14 protein-coding genes and 1 tRNA gene are annotated in these 16,275 nt (G+C 68.3%); 10 read left to right on the top strand and 5 right to left on the bottom strand.

The genetic code is table 11. The features are described from left to right. Positions 1–122: 122 nt before the first annotated feature. From ABRP18_RS11365 to ABRP18_RS11355, 3 genes are all read right to left on the bottom strand, one after another. Complete coding sequence (locus tag ABRP18_RS11365; protein WP_349884665.1) at positions 123–1,217, bottom strand: acyl-CoA desaturase; 1,095 nt, start codon at positions 1,215–1,217, stop codon at positions 123–125. A gap of 25 nt (positions 1,218–1,242) precedes the next feature. Then, positions 1,243–1,674: a hypothetical protein gene (locus ABRP18_RS11360; RefSeq protein WP_227750925.1), complete on the bottom strand. Its 432-nt coding sequence runs from the start codon at positions 1,672–1,674 to the stop codon at positions 1,243–1,245. A gap of 727 nt (positions 1,675–2,401) precedes the next feature. Continuing rightward, a tRNA-Met gene (locus ABRP18_RS11355) sits at positions 2,402–2,475 on the bottom strand. A gap of 95 nt (positions 2,476–2,570) precedes the next feature. Between ABRP18_RS11355 and ABRP18_RS11350 the strand changes: the two genes are divergently transcribed. After that, on the top strand, positions 2,571–3,386 hold the full coding sequence (locus tag ABRP18_RS11350; RefSeq protein ID WP_349884664.1) for a carbon-nitrogen hydrolase family protein: 816 nt from the start codon (positions 2,571–2,573) through the stop codon (positions 3,384–3,386). Here ABRP18_RS11350 and ABRP18_RS11345 read toward each other — a convergent pair. Continuing rightward, positions 3,383–4,588: an aminotransferase class I/II-fold pyridoxal phosphate-dependent enzyme gene (locus ABRP18_RS11345; RefSeq protein WP_061015801.1), complete on the bottom strand. Its 1,206-nt coding sequence runs from the start codon at positions 4,586–4,588 to the stop codon at positions 3,383–3,385. The genes ABRP18_RS11350 and ABRP18_RS11345 overlap by 4 nt on opposite strands. 98 nt (positions 4,589–4,686) lie before the next feature. Here ABRP18_RS11345 and ABRP18_RS11340 point away from each other — a divergent pair, with 98 nt between their 5' ends. From ABRP18_RS11340 to ABRP18_RS11330, 3 genes are read left to right on the top strand one after another with little or no spacing between them, the layout of a single operon-like run. Beyond that, positions 4,687–6,303 (top strand): S1C family serine protease, encoded by a 1,617-nt coding sequence (locus ABRP18_RS11340; protein WP_058631854.1) that lies wholly within the window; start codon positions 4,687–4,689, stop codon positions 6,301–6,303. Between the two features lie 49 nt (positions 6,304–6,352). Further along, complete coding sequence (locus tag ABRP18_RS11335; RefSeq protein ID WP_349884663.1) at positions 6,353–7,606, top strand: CDP-glycerol glycerophosphotransferase family protein; 1,254 nt, start codon at positions 6,353–6,355, stop codon at positions 7,604–7,606. Then, a complete protein-coding gene (locus ABRP18_RS11330) occupies positions 7,603–9,039 on the top strand; it encodes a CDP-glycerol glycerophosphotransferase family protein (protein ID WP_349884662.1) in 1,437 nt (478 codons plus the stop codon). Before ABRP18_RS11335 ends, ABRP18_RS11330 begins: the two co-directional genes overlap by 4 nt. Positions 9,040–9,075: 36 nt before the next feature. Here ABRP18_RS11330 and ABRP18_RS11325 read toward each other — a convergent pair whose 3' ends face one another. Then, positions 9,076–10,149 carry a glycosyltransferase family 2 protein gene (locus ABRP18_RS11325; protein WP_269140016.1) on the bottom strand — a complete coding sequence of 358 codons (1,074 nt, stop codon included), beginning with the start codon at positions 10,147–10,149 and terminating at the stop codon, positions 9,076–9,078. A gap of 122 nt (positions 10,150–10,271) precedes the next feature. Here ABRP18_RS11325 and ABRP18_RS11320 point away from each other — a divergent pair, with 122 nt between their 5' ends. The 6 genes from ABRP18_RS11320 to ABRP18_RS11295 all read left to right on the top strand — a co-directional run bounded on the left by ABRP18_RS11320 (position 10,272) and on the right by ABRP18_RS11295 (position 16,235). Next, entirely contained in the window at positions 10,272–11,555 is a 1,284-nt protein-coding gene (locus ABRP18_RS11320) for a CDP-glycerol glycerophosphotransferase family protein (RefSeq protein ID WP_058631844.1), read from the top strand. Positions 11,556–11,557: 2 nt separating this feature from the next. Beyond that, on the top strand, positions 11,558–12,328 hold the full coding sequence (locus ABRP18_RS11315; protein ID WP_141370976.1) for a biotin--[acetyl-CoA-carboxylase] ligase: 771 nt from the start codon (positions 11,558–11,560) through the stop codon (positions 12,326–12,328). A gap of 86 nt (positions 12,329–12,414) precedes the next feature. Next, positions 12,415–12,918, top strand: coding sequence for a PH domain-containing protein (locus ABRP18_RS11310; protein ID WP_046749535.1), 504 nt, complete (start codon positions 12,415–12,417; stop codon positions 12,916–12,918). 133 nt (positions 12,919–13,051) lie between these two features. Then, on the top strand, positions 13,052–14,176 hold the full coding sequence (locus ABRP18_RS11305) for a 5-(carboxyamino)imidazole ribonucleotide synthase (RefSeq protein WP_349884661.1): 1,125 nt from the start codon (positions 13,052–13,054) through the stop codon (positions 14,174–14,176). 140 nt (positions 14,177–14,316) lie between these two features. Further along, positions 14,317–14,784 carry a 5-(carboxyamino)imidazole ribonucleotide mutase gene (purE, locus tag ABRP18_RS11300; protein WP_046749831.1) on the top strand — a complete coding sequence of 156 codons (468 nt, stop codon included), beginning with the start codon at positions 14,317–14,319 and terminating at the stop codon, positions 14,782–14,784. Positions 14,785–14,864: 80 nt separating this feature from the next. After that, entirely contained in the window at positions 14,865–16,235 is a 1,371-nt protein-coding gene (locus ABRP18_RS11295; protein ID WP_349885353.1) for an LCP family protein, read from the top strand. Positions 16,236–16,275: the final 40 nt, after the last annotated feature.

Raw genomic sequence — 16,275 nt, 5'->3', positions numbered from 1 at the left:
TTCAGTTGTCCGGTGTTCCGGGGATGGCTGGAGCGCACGCACGGCCTGATATCGATACTTCGCCATTCAAAACCTCCCCGGGAGCGCGAGGTCGCTGTTGTCGATGGCGTCGATGATGTGGTCTACGCGCCGATGGCAGTCCGCGTCTGGATGAGCGGGCAGGTGAAGACGTCGCGTTCTCCTAGTCCGACACGGTTGATGTAGCGGACCACGATTCTGTAGGACGTGAGCAGTCCGACCTGAGCGTACGGCACCCCGTTGTCGTGACAGTACGCGGCGACGATGGGGGCCGCGCGACGCAGATGCGGGCGCGGCATCGAGGGAAAGAGGTGGTGTTCGATCTGATAGTTCAGGCCCCCCATGAGCACGTCTAGGGCACGGCTTCCGTGAACGTTGCGGCTCATCATCACTTGGCGGCGGAGGAAGTCCAGTTTCATGTCGCGCGGCACGATGGGCATGCCCTTGTGGTTCGGCGCGAACGAGATGCCCATGTAGAACCCGAACAACCCCAGCTGGACAGCAAGGAACACGAACGCTATCCCTGGGGAGAGCACCACGAACACCAGCAGCAAGTACCCTCCGATCCGGACTGTCAGGAAGAGGATCTCCGCCCACCGCCGCGGAAGCTTGCCAGCCGAGAGAACGCGCCGAACGCCCGACGCATGCAACGACAGCCCCTCAAGCAGCAGGATCGGAAAGAAGAGCAGGCCTTGATGCCCGCGCAACCATCGCACCACGGGACTGCGGTGCCTCGCCGTAGTCTCCGGCGTGACGGCGATCACGGGCAGTTCGATATCCGGATCAGCATCGATCTTGTTCGGGTTGGCGTGGTGGCGAGTGTGTTTGTGCTGCCACCACCCGTAGCTCATGCCCACGAGCAGGTCCCCGAGGACGATGCTCACCCAATCGTTCCACTTCCCTGAAGAGAAGATCTGCCGGTGCGCGGCATCATGCCCCAAGAACGCGATCTGAGTGAACACGACCGCCAGTGCCGCCGCGGTGACCAGCTGCCACCACGACTCACCGATCCACACAAACGCTGCGAGGCACGCCGCGACGACCACCGGAGCTGCGATCAGCTTCGTCCAGTAGTACCCATAGCGGCGTCGTAGGAGACCTCGGTCCCGGACTTGCTGTGCGAGATCTGTAAACGGGCTCGCGACCCGTTGTCCCGCGTCCGAACGGCCGCGGGGATACGTGCTGCGGACGGTAGTCATGATGACCTCCAGGCGGATGTGTCCGCTAGCTGCGGGCGGCGCCGCCCTCGCTGATCCAATCATCTGCACGCGCTGAGGTATCGCCATCCGCGTTCGGGGTGCTGGAGGAGAAAGTGACCGACTCCGCCAACGCCGCAACGGCGGCAGCGCGTGCCTGCTCCCGCTCGGATGCATCGTTGAGCCTCGCGGACGCGACCTCGCGCTCGGCGCGAATCGCTGCAGTCATCTCCGACAGGTGTTCGGCGATGACCTGTGCGAGGCCGTCACGGAGCTCTTCCAGGTTCGTGTTGTAAATCTCGAGGCGTCGATCCGAGACGTGCAACTCGACGGTGGGATACCCCTTCGTCGACAAGTAATCGCGGGTGGTGCCGTCATGGATCGCGGTGACTTCGTCGCGATCTGCCTGGCGGGTGAACACCGCTTCCACGGTGTAACGGTCGGGCGCTTCGTCGGTCATCAGCTTCGCCGGCAGAGATCCGACGAGCACCGTCCCCAGCCCGAGTGGGGAATCGTTCTTCAGTTGTGTACTCATTTGCCGACGGTACGCTCTCAAGCTGTACGCGCTCACAGGTACGTTTCTCCGGCCACCCCGAGGTGCCACCTCGAAGGGTCTCGCACTGCAGGCACACGCTACGGTGCCACCCAAGTCCCCTGCAGTAGTTGGAAGGCGTTGATCACGGGGGTGTAGCGGGGGTATCGCGGGTGTACGGTTCGGACTAGAGCGCGGCCCGAACTTCTGGGGAGTTTGGAGGCGTCGTTCTGGTCGGCGGGGCTCTTACTAGCAGTGCGATGGAGCTCTCCTCGTGAGGGCCCTTCCGCTGTTCGCAAACCCTGTTCTCGCAAGGTGCGTCCGCCGCTCAGGGGACCCCAGACCCGCGACGGGCGCACCGCCTGAGGTCGGCCAGCAGCTATACAACGTTCCGTCGAGTCGCCGTGTCGCGCGTTCACGGAAGCATGTGACTATCTCAGCCAGAATCGTTTGAAGATGACTCTCGCCCGGCACGATGCGTTGGATCGGGAACATCACGGAGTGGAGGAGCCTGCTGATCTCGCTGTGCTGCGCTTCGCTGCTGTCCACCCGGACCGTGAGCCGATGGCTGCATATTCTCGACCGAATCTGTCGAGTCGTGCGCGATTCAAAAGGTGAAGGCCCCGAGATCGTAGTGATCTCGGGGCCTATCTTGTTGCGGGGACAGGATTTGAACCTGCGACCTCCGGGTTATGAGCCCGGCGAGCTACCGAACTGCTCCACCCCGCGGCACAAGAAGAAACTTATCACGGATTCCGGGGTCGGTCTAATCGAGGGGCCCTCCGGACGGGGCCCCGGGCGTGTCGATGCGCGAGGATGGAGACATGTCCGAGACCGCAGCCGTCCCCGTCGCCGCGTGCCAGTTCGCGCCGACCGCATCCCGAGCCGACAATCGTGAACGGATAGCCGAGCTGACATCAGCTGCGGCTGCGCGCGGCGCGAAGCTGATCGTGTTCCCGGAGTACTCCAGCTACTTCGTGGACCCGATGGACGAGAGCCTGGTGGCGAACGCGGAAGAACTCGACGGGGAGTTCGTCTCGACGCTGACGGCGCTGGCGGGGGAGTACGCGGTCGTGATCGTCGCCGGCCTCGCCGAACGGGCATCCGACGAGCGGCGGGTCCGGAACACGGTCGTGGCGGTGCGAGGCGACGGCGTGCTCGCGGTGTACCGCAAGCAGCACCTCTACGACGCGTTCGGGCAGACGGAGTCCGATTGGGTCGAGCCCGGCGAGGTGGGAGTCGCGGCCACCTTCGACCTGGGCGGTCTGCGGTTCGGGCTCATGACCTGCTACGACCTCCGATTCCCGGAGGTCGCCCGCTCTCTCGTCGACGCGGAGGCCGACGTCCTGGTCGTGCCGGCGGAGTGGGTGAGAGGTCCGCTCAAGGAGCACCACTGGACGACACTGCTCGCCGCGCGCGCGATCGAGAACACCGTGTACGTGCTCGCGGCCGACCATCCGACGCCTATCGGTGTCGGGCACTCGCAGATCGTCGACCCCCAGGGCGTCGTGCTCGCCGGAGTGGGCACCGGCCCGGGGATCGCGGTCGCCGCCGTGGAGCGGGACATGATCGAGCGCGTCCGCGTGACCAACCCCTCGCTGCGGGCACGACGGTATGTCGTCGAGCCCGTGCGGGCCTAGCGGCCGGACAGAGCGGCGAGGCGGGTCGCCGCCTCCTCGAGCACCTCGACGCGCTTGCAGGCGGCGAATCGCACCAGACCCGAGTACTCGCTCCTGTGTGCAGCGGAGACGAACGCCGTGAGCGGGATCGCCACGACACCGGCGCGCTCCGGCAGGGCCCGGCAGAATGCAGCGGCGTCTCCTCCGCCCAGGCCGGTCGCGTCGGCGACGGTGAAGTAGCCGCCCTGCGGGGCGTGCACGGTGAAGCCCGCCGCGCGCAGACCATCGCCGAGGATCCCGTGTTTGCGTGCAAGCAACGCTGCGGAGTCGGCGAAGTACGCGTCGTCCATCCGCAACCCCACCGCGACGGCGGGCTGGAAGGGCGAGCCGTTCACATACGTCAGATACTGCTTCACGGTCAGTACTGCGGTGATCAGGGCGGAAGGCCCGTGCACCCACCCGATCTTCCATCCCGTCGCGGAGAAGGTCTTCCCGGCGGACGAGATCGTGAGCGTGCGGTCGGCGGCTCCGGGAAGGGTGGCGATCGGCGTGTGCGGGGCATGGAACGCCAGATGCTCGTACACCTCGTCTGTGACGATGATCGCATCGTGCTTCTCCGCCAGGCGCACCACCTCCTCGAGCACATCGCGCCCGAAGACCGCGCCCGTCGGGTTGTGCGGGTCGTTGACGAGGATGATCCTGGTGCGGTCGTTCACGGTCGCGGCGAGGCGCTCGAGGTCGGGCTGGAAGTCCGGAGCCCGCAACGGCACCGTGCGAAGGGCTGCCCCTGCGAGGGCCACAGCGGCCGCGTATGAGTCGTAGTAGGGCTCGAACACGACCACCTCGTCCTCGGGGCCGTCGATGAGCGCCAGGAGGGTCGCGGTGAGAGCCTCGGTCGCCCCTGCGGTCACGATCACCTCGGTGGCCGGATCGACCGAGAGCCCGTAGAAGCGCTGCTGATGCGCGCTGATGGCTTCGAGGAGATCAGGGATGCCGCGACCGGGCGGATACTGATTCGCTCCGCTCGCGATGGCCGCTCGTGCGGCCTCCAGAACCTCGGCGGGACCGTCCTCGTCGGGGAAGCCCTGCCCGAGATTGATGGCACCGGTTCTGGCCGCTGCCGCCGACATCTCTGCGAAGATGGTGGGCGCGACGGTTCCGTCCGCAGCGAGCAGACCTGCACCCGCTGCCGTGCGCCGCCATGCGCCGGGAATGACACTCATGAAGAACAGGCTAAGGCCATAGCTGAAACTCATCCTCGACATAAGGAACGCACAGATACAGGCGTCATTCTGAAATGGTCGTCGAAGGAGCACACACCATGAACGAAGACAACCCCCAGGACCAGTCGGTACCCGCGTCGAACGACGCCGTGCCGTCCACCGAGGCCGCAGAGGTCGCCGCACAGCCGGCGACGAACGCCGCCGCTGACTCGACCGCGCCTTCTGCCGCGTCGCCATCCGTGCCGTCGGCGCCTGTCGCTCCGGCCGCTGCCGCGCCGACACAGGGCCACGAGATGCCGTCGTCCTTCACTTCGCAGGCCCCGGCCGCGCCCGTGATCGCCCCGGTTCCGCACGGCTACGCGGCACCGGCCGCCGGCGCACCGGGAACGGCCACTGCGCAGGGAGCCGCGTTCGGCATCCCCACCGCGACCGCGCACACGCAGCCCACCCAGCCTCTCGGCGACGGCGCTCCGTACGGCGCCCACGGCGACGGGACGAAGACCAAGGAGCAGAAGCCTCGTGGCGGCGCGAAGTTCGCCGCCTTCATCGTGGCCGCAGCCCTGGTCGGCGGAGTCGCCGGATTCGGCGGAGGGGCGCTGCTCAACGGCATCCAGGACCGCCCGTCGTCGGGCACGGCCACAGGGCCGCAGACCGTGACGGTGAACAACCCCGGATCCGTCAACGAGACGACCGCCGTCGCCACGGCAGCCCTTCCCTCCGTCGTGACCATCGAGGTCGCCGGCTCCGACCAGGCAGGCAGCGGGTCCGGCGTCATCATCAGCGACGACGGATACGTGCTCACCAACACGCACGTCGTCACGCTGGGCGGCGCGGTCGCCGATCCGACGATCCGCGTGACGACGTCGGACGGGCGCATCTTCGAGGCGACCGTGGTCGGCACCGACCCGATCTACGACCTCGCCGTGATCAAGCTGAAGGATGCCAAGGGGCTCACCCCGATGGAGTTCGCCGACTCCTCGAAGCTCAACGTCGGAGACACGGCCGTCGCGCTGGGCGCGCCGCTGGGACTGGCGAACTCCGTCACGACCGGCATCGTGAGCGCCCTGAACCGGAGCATCCAGATCGCCTCCTCCGCGCTGCCCGACTCCTCGTCGCAGGATGCGCCGGATCAGCAGCAGACGCCCGATCAGGGGCAGGGACAGGGACCGTTCCAGTTCGACATCCCGGGCAGCGGCACGCCGCAGACTTCCGACTCCATCTCGATCGCGGTGATCCAGACGGACGCGGCGATCAACCACGGCAACTCCGGTGGTGCTCTGGTGAACAGCAAGGGCGAGCTGATCGGCATCAACGTGGCGATCGCGAGTTCGGGAAGCTCCGAGGAGTCGGGCTCGATCGGCATCGGCTTCGCCATCCCGTCGAACATCGCCAAGCGCGTCTCGGACGAGATCATCGCCGACGGGGTCGCGACGCACGGTCTGCTGGGCGCCTCCGTGCAGGACGCCTCGAGCGTGCAGGGAGCGACCGTCTCCGGGGCCTACATCGCCAAGGCGAACGAGGGCGGCGCAGCGGCGGCCGCCGGCATCAAGGAGGGTGACGTGGTCACCGAGTTCAACGGTGTCCCCATCACCAGTGCGAGCGATCTCACCGCCCAGGTCCGTGCGGCTGCGGCCGGCAGCGATGCCAAGGTCACGTACGTGCGCGGAGGTAAGGACTACGACGTCGACGTGACGCTCGGCGAACTCGCCGGCTGAGTACGCCTCACACGCAGAGAAGGACGCCACCCCGCGATAGGCTCGCGGAGTGGCGTCCTTCTCTTTCGGCACCGGCAATGCGGCCAAGCTGCTCCGGATCCCGCTGTATGCCGTCGGACGCATCGGCACGCTCGTGCTGCCGCGTGGACGGCGCTGGGTCTTCGGTTGTGGAGCCGGGGTCGGTGACGGCGCTCTCGCGCTGCAGCGCCACGCAGCGCGGCTCGGCCACGACACGGTATGGCTCACGTCGTCGGAGCGCGAGGACCACGACGCTGCCGCACTCGGCATCCGCTTCGTCCGCAAGAGCGGGTTGCGAGGCTGGTGGGCGACAGCGCGGGCGGGCGTGCTCGTCGTGACCCACGGACTGGGCGACGTGAACCGCTACGCGAACGGGGGCGGGTTCGTCGTCCAGCTCTGGCACGGGATCCCGTTGAAGCGGATCGGGCTGGACTCCCGGGCGACGACGGAGGTCCCCGCCGTCCCCGGAGCGGCGCTGCTGAGTCGCGCGGTCGGTGTCCTGTACCGTGCGGCCGCCCAGCGCATCCGCGTGCTCCCTGCGGCCTCGCATCGCGCGAGAGGGCGCCTGGAGTCGGCGTTCGGCCTCGGCGACGAGCGCGTCGTCGTCACGGGGGAGCCTCGCGTCGACGTGCTCTCCTCCGGACCGGCGGATGAGGTGAGGTCGCGCGCGTCCGCCCTGCTCTGTCGAGTCGCGGGCGACGTCTCCGAGACCTCGCGCACCATCCTGTACGCGCCGACCTGGCGCGACGGCGCCGCCGACCCCGCGGTCCCCACCGGCGAGGAGTGGATCCGCATCCTGCGTGTGCTCGAGCAACACGACGCCGTGTTGTTCGTGCGCTCCCATCCGCTGGGCGAGGGCGGGTATGCGCCGCCGCTTCCGAGCAGGCGGGTGCGCGCGCTCGGCTCCTCTCGGCTGGCGGACGTGACCCCCGTGCTTCCCGCGGTCGACGTGCTCATCACCGACTACTCCTCGCTCGCGTACGACGTCGGTCTGCTGCGGATGCCCGTGCTCTTCCTGGCTCCTGATGCGGAGGAGTACGGCCGCACCCGCGGGTTCTACGGCCGGTTCGAGGACGTCGCGGGGCCCGATGCGGCCTCCGACTGGACGCAGTTGCTGATGCAGCTCGACGCGCTCCTCGGCGATGATGCCGTGCGTAACGCGGCGTCCGAGCGTTCCGCTACGCTCAGCGCGGAGATGCATGCATATCGGGACGGACGGAACACCGAGCGTGTGTACCAGGTCATCCGCGCGCGGGGGATACCCGCGCCGAAGGGAGCAGTATGACAACGGCCCGCATCGATGACGCGGCGGAGGCCCTGATCATCGAAGGGACCGGTCAGCGACCGGAAGCGGCAGAGCTGGTGGGTCCGCGAGCGCAGGTCGATGCCCGCCTCACCGGCGGAGGGAGAACCTGGAAGGCGATCTTCCCTCTGCAGGCGTCGCGGTGGGGTGGCCCGTCCCTCCCGCTGCCGACCGGAGCATACGAGCTGCGCATCCCCGGCGTCGATCTGGATGAGCTGCAGCTGCCGTCCACGGTGCTCACCGGGGTCCGCGTCGCCGTGAACGCAGGCACCGTCCGCATCGCCGCTCCGATCGACCCGGTCTACGAGACCGCGGAAGGCCGCTCGACCCTGGAGGAGCGTTACGTCGCGCAGGCGGGCGGAACCGAGAACGCGGTGTTCTTCGAGAGCTTCTACGGCCGCAGCGTCGGCTGCAACCCGCGGGCCATCGATCGCGAACTCGCGGCGCGTGCTCCAGAGGTGCGCCGGTACTGGAGCGTCGTCGACCTCTCCGTCGAGGTCCCGGAAGGAGCGATCGCCGTCGTCGAGGGCAGTCCGCAGTGGTGGCACGCTCGCGGGGCGGCCCGGCTGCTCGTGGTGAACGACTGGCTGCGCCGACGTTTCGCACGCAAGCCGGGACAGAAAGTGCTCCAGACATGGCACGGCACGCCGCTCAAGCGACTGGCCCTGCACCGCCCCGGCTTCGACCCGCGGCGCATGGCCGCCGTCGTGAAGGAGTCACGGCGTTGGGACGTCCTGCTGGCGCAGAACACCTATTCCGAACGCATCCTCCGCAAGGCCTACGCCTTCTTCGGACGCCCGATCTGGGTGGAGGGCTACCCGCGGAACGACGCGCTCACCACGGGGGATCCCGTCGCGGTCCGCGCATCGTTGGGTATCGGGGCGGATGAGCGTGTGCTCCTCTACGCGCCGACGTGGCGGGACGACCGCGCGGAGATGGTGGACTTCATCGACGCTGAGCTGCTGGCACGCGAGGCCGACGCCGTTGTCCTCGTCCGCGGGCACTCGCGCACCCTGGAGCAGGGGCGGGACCGCGCAGGTGCGCGTGTCATCGACGTGACCGGGTACCCGGAGACCGCGCGGCTGCTCCTCGCCGCCGACGCACTGATCACCGACTACTCCTCTGTCATGTTCGACTTCAGCGTGACCGGCAAGCCCATGTACTTCCTGGTTCCCGATATCGATCACTACCGCGGACAGCTGCGGGGCTTCTACTTCGATCTCGCCGAGAGGGCACCAGGGCCGCTCGTGCGCACGCAGGAGGAGCTCACCGCCGCTCTCGCCGATTCAGGGCACGACGCCGTCTACGCGGCGCGGTACGCCGCCTGGCGGAGGCAGTTCAACTCGCGCGACGACGGTCACGCCGCCGAGCGCGTGGTCGACCGGATCCTCGATCTGGGGTTCGTCACGCGCTGATAGCGCCGGTGGTGTGGGCTGGTGTCTGCCGCCGGCTCAGGGAAGAGGCGTGTTGCGGGTGCCGAGACGCGAGGCATCCACGGTGTCGCGGGCGCCGCGCAGGACCCCGCCGAGGAAGCCCAGTCCCCACGAGACGTGCATGGTCGGGAGCACCAGGATCGTCCAGAGTCGTTGGCGGAAGCCGCCGCCGCCTGGTGCGAGAGCGACCCCGAGGACGAGAAGAAGGTACAGCGCGAGCGGTCCGTAGACGAGGATCGACGCGACGAGGGAGGCTGCTCCGGCGAGCACCCCCGTCACCTGCAGCACAGCGAGGACGACCGCGAGAGCGATGACCACGACCAGCGCCGGGGGAGCGAAGTAGCGGATTCCGTTGCTCCTGCCGAATCGGCGTACGAGCTCACCCCTCCAGGCGCCTGTCGCCCGGAACTGTCGAGCCAGGCGCAGCCAGCTCTCCCGCGGCCAGTAGGTCACAGAGAGGGCGGGGTCGAACCACACGCGGTGTCCGGCCTGACGGATCCTCAGGTTGAGTTCCCAGTCCTCGCCTCGTCGGATCGAGTCGTCGAACAGGCCGACCTCGTCGAGCACCTCGCGTCGCATCACACCGAGGTAGGCCGACTGCGCCTCACCTTCGTGCGCGCTCCCGTGGTAGGCGCCGCCGCCGAGTCCGACCGGGGAGTTGTAGAGCCGCGCGACCGCCTTCTGGAACGGGGTGCGCCCTTCGGCGTGCATCACCCCGCCGACATTCGCCGACCCGGTCCGCTCCAGGGTCTCCATCGCGCGGGCGGCGTAGCCGGGGGAGAGCTCGGAGTGCGCGTCGACGCGCACGATCGTGTCATAGCGACTCGCGCGGATGGCGGCGTTCAGGCCCACCGGGATGTGCGCGGCGGGGTTTTCGACCAACCGGATCCGGTCATCTGCTTCGGCGAGTCGGCGTGCGAGCTCTGTGGTGCCGTCCGTCGACGGTCCCAGCGCGAGCACCAGCTCCGTCGGCGCATCGACGTCCTGCGCGAGCACCGAGGCGATCGCATGCTCGAGGTAGGCGCGCTCGTTGAGCACCGGCATCACGAAGGACACCCCTGAAGGGGGAGCGGGGAATTCGGATGCGGACACATGACGATCATGGCACGGCGCCGACGGACGTTCCCTGAGGGGCGCGGGAACGGCGCTCCTCGGTCAGCTGGACGCGGCGACCTACGCCGGTGGGCACGATCAGGACGAACTATCCTGGAGGGATGGGTGCACTGTCTGACGCGAAGAAGGCATACCGTCTGCTGAAGCGGGCGCTCGCGTCACGCTCGGCGGTGCAGCGCGTGCGGCGGCACCTCGCGGAGCAGGAACCGCTTCCCGCCGGTCACTTCAAGGTCGCGGTCTACTTCGCCGACGGCGCCGTGAACATGTACCAGATGCGCCAGTGGTACCGCCCGCTCATCGAGCTCTCGAAGCGCTGGCCCGTCGTGGTGCTCTCCCGGCAGGCGACCGGGGCCGAGAAGCTGCTCGAGGAGGACTCGCCACCGGTGGCGTTCGTGCCGACGGTGCGTGATCTGGAGCGCTTCATCGCGACGCAGGACATCCGTGTCGTGCTCTACGTGAACCAGAACACCCGCAACTTCCAGATGTTCCGCTACGGACGGCGCTGGCACGTCTTCATCAATCACGGCGAGTCCGACAAGATGTACATGACGACGAACCAGTACAAGGCGTACGACTATGCCTTCGTCGCCGGTCAGGCTGCGCGGGATCGGCTCTCACGCACACTGTGGGATTACGACGTCGACCGCCGCACGATCGAGATCGGCCGTCCGCAGGCGGATCACTACTCCGGGACCCTTCCCTACACGCCGGACGAGCGCACCGTCGTGCTGTACGCCCCCACGTGGGAGGGCGATCGTCCCAGTGCCCACTACGGCTCCATCGCCTCGCACGGCGAGAGCCTCGTGAACCGACTGCTGGCGACCGGCGCGCACCGCGTGATCTACCGTCCACACCCGCGCAGCGGGGTGGTCGACGAGGAGTACGGTGCGGCGCATCGGCGCATCGTGGCGGCCATCGAGGCTGCGAACGCCGCCGACGCTACCGCTCATCACGTCTATGACGCCGCCCCCGAACTCGGCTGGCAGCTCACGGCCGCCGATGTCGCGATCGTCGACATCTCCGCCATGGTCTACGACAGGCTCGCGGCGGGGAAGCCCCTCATGATCACCCGGCCGGCCGACGAGCAGGCGTCGATCGACACGCAGGGCTACCTGTCGGACTGCGAGTGGCTCACCGTCGAGGGTGCCGACGATATCGTGGCGGAGGTCGAGAGGGTCCGGGCCGACGAGGCGGCGATCGCCCGACTCCGGATGTGGGTGCAGCACTACTTCGGCGACACCACGCAGGGGGTGGCGACGGCGAAGTTCCATGCCGCTGTCGAACGCCTGATGCAGGAGTGGGAGCACTGGCATTCCCGCGAGGTCGGGAGCGTCCGTGACGACGAGGACGATGACGACGAAGAAGCCGAAGACGAGGACGCCTGAGCATGCGGTTCCCGCAGTCGAGCGCGATCGTGCCCCGCTTCGTGCAGGTGGATCACACCGGTTCCACGAACGCCGACCTGCGGGCGCACGCTGCTGAGGTCGAGGGGTGGCCGCACCTGGCGACTCTGGTGACCCGCGATCAGCGTGCCGGACGTGGCCGTCTCGACCGCACCTGGGTCGCTCCAGCCGGCTCGGCGCTCGCCGTCTCGGTGCTGTTGCGGACACTGCCGGCGGAGCCCACGGCGCGCGGGTGGATTCCACTCGCCGCCGGCGCCGCGATGGTGAAGGCGATCGGCGCGCAGCTTCCCGGTCACGACGTCTCCATGAAGTGGCCGAACGATGTGCTCGTCGACGCGCACAAGATCTGCGGCATCCTCGCGGAGGCGACCGCGGACGCGGTGGTGGTGGGTGCCGGGGTCAACACGGAGATGACACGCGAGCAGCTTCCTCTGCCCACCGCGACGTCGTTCGCCGCGCTGGGCGCTGCCGTGGACGAGGACCTGCTGCTGTCGGTGTACCTGGAGACGCTCGACCGCCATCTGGCCGCGCTCACCGCTTCGGAGGACGCGGTCGCGAGCGGTCTGCACGGTGTCGTCTCGGCGCTGTGCGCGACCATCGGACAGGCGGTGCGGGTGTCGATGCCTGCCGGAGCGGTACTGGAGGGCGTGGCGTCGTCGATCGACGCGGAAGGCCGTCTTCTCGTCGTGTCGGACGGCCGGGAACATGCTGTCTCGGCCGGTGACGTCGTGCACGTGCGGCCTGCCGGAAGCTGACACGCCGTCGCACAGACGGCTTTGTCGCAGATCACAGGCACAATGGTGGGGTGACCCAGCCTGTGACGCTCGGTGGACGGCCTCTGATGCCGCCGCCCGGAACGCCTTCGGAGGAGTTGCTGATCGCGCGCTTCCGGAGCCACGCGCGGCGTCTGTTCTGGTCTGCCGTCGTGCTCATCGCGGCGTTCGGGGCCACGGGCTACTTCTTCGGCAACCTGCCGGAGGGGTTCGAGGACTGGATGCTCCTCGCCGCCGCCGGGGCGTTGGTGCTCTTCGCCGTCGTGCTGCCGTTCATCATCTGGTACTCCCGGACCACCACGGTCACCACCAGACGGGTCATCGCTCGTCAGGGGCTCGGAGCCCGGAGTCGTCATGAGATGTCTCATGCGCGCGGCTACACCATCGCCGTGCGTCGCGGTCCGCTGCAGCGCCTGTGGGGCTCGGGAACCATCATCCTCTCGAACGGTGTCGATGCTCCCCTCCGACTGCCCAACGTCCCCAACGTGACCCTCGTGCACGAGACGCTCGCAGACCAGATCGAGGTCGGGCAGATCCTCGCCCATCGCGACGCACAGGCCGTCGGCGACTGAACCGCGAGTCGACCGCGGCGGGTGCACCGTACAGGTGCACAGTAGAGCTGCACCATCGCGCCGCCATATCCGCAACCTGTCGTGCGCGCCATGATCGGTGAGCGAGAATGGGAAGGACGAATGGAGGCGGCACATGGCGCTGCGTGTGGGCGTGATCGGCGGAGGACAGCTGGCACGGATGATGATCGCTCCGGCGGTCGAGCTCGGACTCGATCTGCGAGTGCTCGCCGAGGATGAGGGGATGTCCGCCGGGCTCGCGGCCACGGCCGTCGGCGACTATCGCGATCTGGAGACCGTGCGCGCATTCGCGGCCGATGTCGACGTCGTCACCTTCGACCACGAGCACGTTCCGCAGGATGTCCTTCGTCAGCTGGTCGACGGCGGTGTGGTCGTCCACCCCGGACCAGACGCGCTGCAGTACGCCCAGGACAAGATCGCGATGCGCAGGCGCCTCGCGGAACTCGGAGTGCCTCAGCCCGAATGGGCTGTGGTGCGCACGGAGCCCGAACTCCAAGCCTTCCTGGACGAGCACGGAGGCGCCGGTGTGGTGAAGACGCCACGCGGCGGGTACGACGGCAAGGGTGTGCGCGTCGTGCGTGCGGCCGCGGAGGCGCAGGACTGGCTGGTGGCGCTCGCCGAAGGTGACGCGCTCCTCGTCGAGGAACTCGTCCCGTTCGTGCGTGAGCTCGCGCAGCAGGTCGCGCGTCGCGCCGGTGGCGAGATGGTCGCGTATCCGGTGGTCGAGACGGTGCAGCGTGATGGCGTGTGCGCCGAGGTCATCGCTCCGGCTCCCGCTGCGACGGAACGACTCGCGGAGGTCGCCGAGGGGATCGGCCGCGCCATCGCCGAGGGGCTGGGGGTGACCGGGATGCTCGCGGTAGAACTGTTCGAGACCGACGACGAGCGAATCCTCGTGAACGAGCTCGCGATGCGTCCGCACAACAGCGGGCACTGGAGCCAGGACGGTGCCGTCACCGGCCAGTTCGAACAGCACCTGCGCGCAGTCGCCGACCTTCCGCTCGGCAGCACTGCACCGCGGGCGCCCTGGTCCGTCATGGTGAACATCCTCGGGGGACCGGCTGAGGGCACCATCGAGGAGCGGTTCGGTGCGGCGATGGCTGAGCACCCGCAGGCGAAGATCCACACGTACGGGAAGGCTCCGAGGCCCGGCCGCAAGGTCGGTCACGTGAACGTCGCTGATGCGGACCTCGACGATGCGGTCTACGTCGCGCGAGCCGTCGCCGCCCACTTCGACTGATCAGCGACCGGCAGGGCCGACTCCCGGAAACATGCGGGATCAGAGGTGTGCCGTTCGGGGAATCTCACAGCACCAGACCGTACCCTGATCTGGTGACTGAGCCACTGCACTCCTCCGCCGCACCTCTCGTCGGCGTCGTGATGGGATCCGACTCCGACTGGCGCGTGATGAGCGACGCATCTCAGGCCCTCACGGACTTCGGAGTACCGCACGAGGTCGAGGTGGTGTCGGCGCACCGGACCCCCGACAAGCTCATGTCGTACGCGCGCGACGCACGCTCCCGCGGCATCCGCGTCATCATCGCCGGTGCCGGGGGAGCTGCTCACCTTCCCGGGATGCTCGCTTCGATGACGCCGCTACCCGTGGTGGGAGTGCCGGTGCCGCTCGCCTTCCTCGACGGCATGGACTCGCTCCTGTCCATCGTGCAGATGCCCGCAGGCATCCCGGTGGCGACGGTGTCCATCGGCGGAGCCCGCAACGCCGGTCTGCTCGCCGCACGCATCCTCGGGACCTCGGATGTCGCGCTCGCGGATCGCGTCGAGCAGTACGCCCGCGACCTCGAGGCGCAGGTCGAGGAGAAGAACGAACGGTTGAAGGGCTCGCTGTGACCCTTGCGCCTCCGCGCGCATCACAGCGCCCGCTCATCGAGACCCGGCCGCTACGGCACCCGGACTCCGCCGACCCTGGCGTGATGACCAAGCGCGGCTGGTGGCTGCTCGTGATGAACCTCCTGGTGCCGGGCTCGGCGCAGGTCGTCGCGGGCAATCGGCGACTCGGTCGATTCGGGCTCGGCGCCACCCTGCTCGCCTGGTTCCTCGCGATCGTCACGGTGGCGCTCGCCCTGTTCGCCCGTCCCGTCCTGCTGTGGCTCACGATCGGTGGGGGGTTCTTCTCCACCGTGGTCCTGACACTCGTGCAGGCGCTGCTCGTCGGCTACGTCGTGCTCTGGGCGGTGCTGACGTTCGACACGTTGCGCATGGTGAGGCTCGTCAAGCTGCCCACCCTGTCCCGGCTCGCCATCCCGGTCGTCGCGCTGGTCCTCCTGGGACTCGTGGGCGGCGGGGCAGCTTATGCGGCCACGGCCGTGGGGTCCGTCCGCAACACCATCGGATCGATCTTCGGTCAGAGCGGCCCCAGCGTCGCGCCCAGCGACGGCTATTACAACATCCTCCTCCTCGGAGCGGACAGCGGCGACGGCCGTGACTCGATGCGCTTCGACAGCATCTCTGTGGTCTCGGTGAATGCCGACACCGGTGCCGTGACGATCACCGGCATCCCGCGAGAACTCCCGAACGCACCCTTCAGCGACGGCAGCCCGATGCAGGAGCTGTATCCCGACGGTTTCGAGGGGCATGGCTCCTCGACCTGCGGTTGGAACGGGTGGATGAACCACGTACGCAACGCCGCAGAGGTCTGCCGGGAGGACGGCGGCAAGGGGCTCTACCCCGACGCCGTCGCCAAAGGCTCGGAACCGGGCATCGAGGCCACCAAGGACGCCGCAGAGGGAGTCCTCGGGATCGAGATCCCGTACTACGTGTTCGTCGACATGCACGGGTTCGCTGAGCTCGTCGACGCGCTGGGTGGGGTCGAGATCAACGTCACGGAGCGCCTGCCCAAGGGCGGTCCGCCCGAGGGGTGGACGGGCAGCGATGTGAACGAGTGGGCCATCGGGTGGATCGAGCCCGGCAAGCAGCGCATGGATGGCGACACGGCGCAGTGGTACGCCCGCTCGCGGTACACCACCAGCGACTGGGATCGGATGAAGCGTCAGCGGGAACTGCAGGCGGCCATTCTCGCGCAGTTCACCCCGCAGACGGTGCTCACACGTTTCAACGAAGTGGCAGCGGCGGGTACGGCGTTGATCAGCACCGACCTTCCCTCCGACAAGCTGCCCGAGTTCTTCGACCTGATGCTGAAGGCGAAGGAGCAGCCGGTCACCACGATCGAGCTCACGCCCGATTCTGGCGTCGACGAGCACCAGCCGGACTACGCGTTCATCCGCGACATGATCCAGCAGAAGCTGCACCCCCCGACGGCGACGCCGACGCCCGAGCCCTGATCGAGAGTCCCGGGCGAGGCGTGCTGGACTTCCCACGACG

Source organism: Microbacterium sp. WHRI 7836 (assembly GCF_040223885.2).
Taxonomy (GTDB): Bacteria; Actinomycetota; Actinomycetes; order Actinomycetales; family Microbacteriaceae; genus Microbacterium; species Microbacterium oxydans.
Note: the sequence above shows the minus strand (reverse complement) of the source record. Positions and strands in the feature narration are given on the sequence as shown.

Excerpts from the sequence above, each read along its gene's own strand:
- ABRP18_RS11350 (WP_349884664.1), top strand. The coding sequence starts at position 2,571 with ATGTCCGAGACCGCAGCCGTCCCCGTCGCCGCGTGCCAGTTCGCGCCG.
- ABRP18_RS11305 (WP_349884661.1), top strand. The coding sequence starts at position 13,052 with ATGGCGCTGCGTGTGGGCGTGATCGGCGGAGGACAGCTGGCACGGATG.
- ABRP18_RS11320 (WP_058631844.1), top strand. The coding sequence starts at position 10,272 with ATGGGTGCACTGTCTGACGCGAAGAAGGCATACCGTCTGCTGAAGCGG.
- purE (WP_046749831.1), top strand. The coding sequence starts at position 14,317 with ATGGGATCCGACTCCGACTGGCGCGTGATGAGCGACGCATCTCAGGCC.
- ABRP18_RS11310 (WP_046749535.1), top strand. The coding sequence starts at position 12,415 with ATGCCGCCGCCCGGAACGCCTTCGGAGGAGTTGCTGATCGCGCGCTTC.
- ABRP18_RS11365 (WP_349884665.1), bottom strand. The coding sequence starts at position 1,217 with ATGACTACCGTCCGCAGCACGTATCCCCGCGGCCGTTCGGACGCGGGA.
- ABRP18_RS11345 (WP_061015801.1), bottom strand. The coding sequence starts at position 4,588 with ATGAGTGTCATTCCCGGCGCATGGCGGCGCACGGCAGCGGGTGCAGGT.
- ABRP18_RS11330 (WP_349884662.1), top strand. The coding sequence starts at position 7,603 with ATGACAACGGCCCGCATCGATGACGCGGCGGAGGCCCTGATCATCGAA.
- ABRP18_RS11340 (WP_058631854.1), top strand. The coding sequence starts at position 4,687 with ATGAACGAAGACAACCCCCAGGACCAGTCGGTACCCGCGTCGAACGAC.
- ABRP18_RS11360 (WP_227750925.1), bottom strand. The coding sequence starts at position 1,674 with ATGACCGACGAAGCGCCCGACCGTTACACCGTGGAAGCGGTGTTCACC.
- ABRP18_RS11315 (WP_141370976.1), top strand. The coding sequence starts at position 11,558 with ATGCGGTTCCCGCAGTCGAGCGCGATCGTGCCCCGCTTCGTGCAGGTG.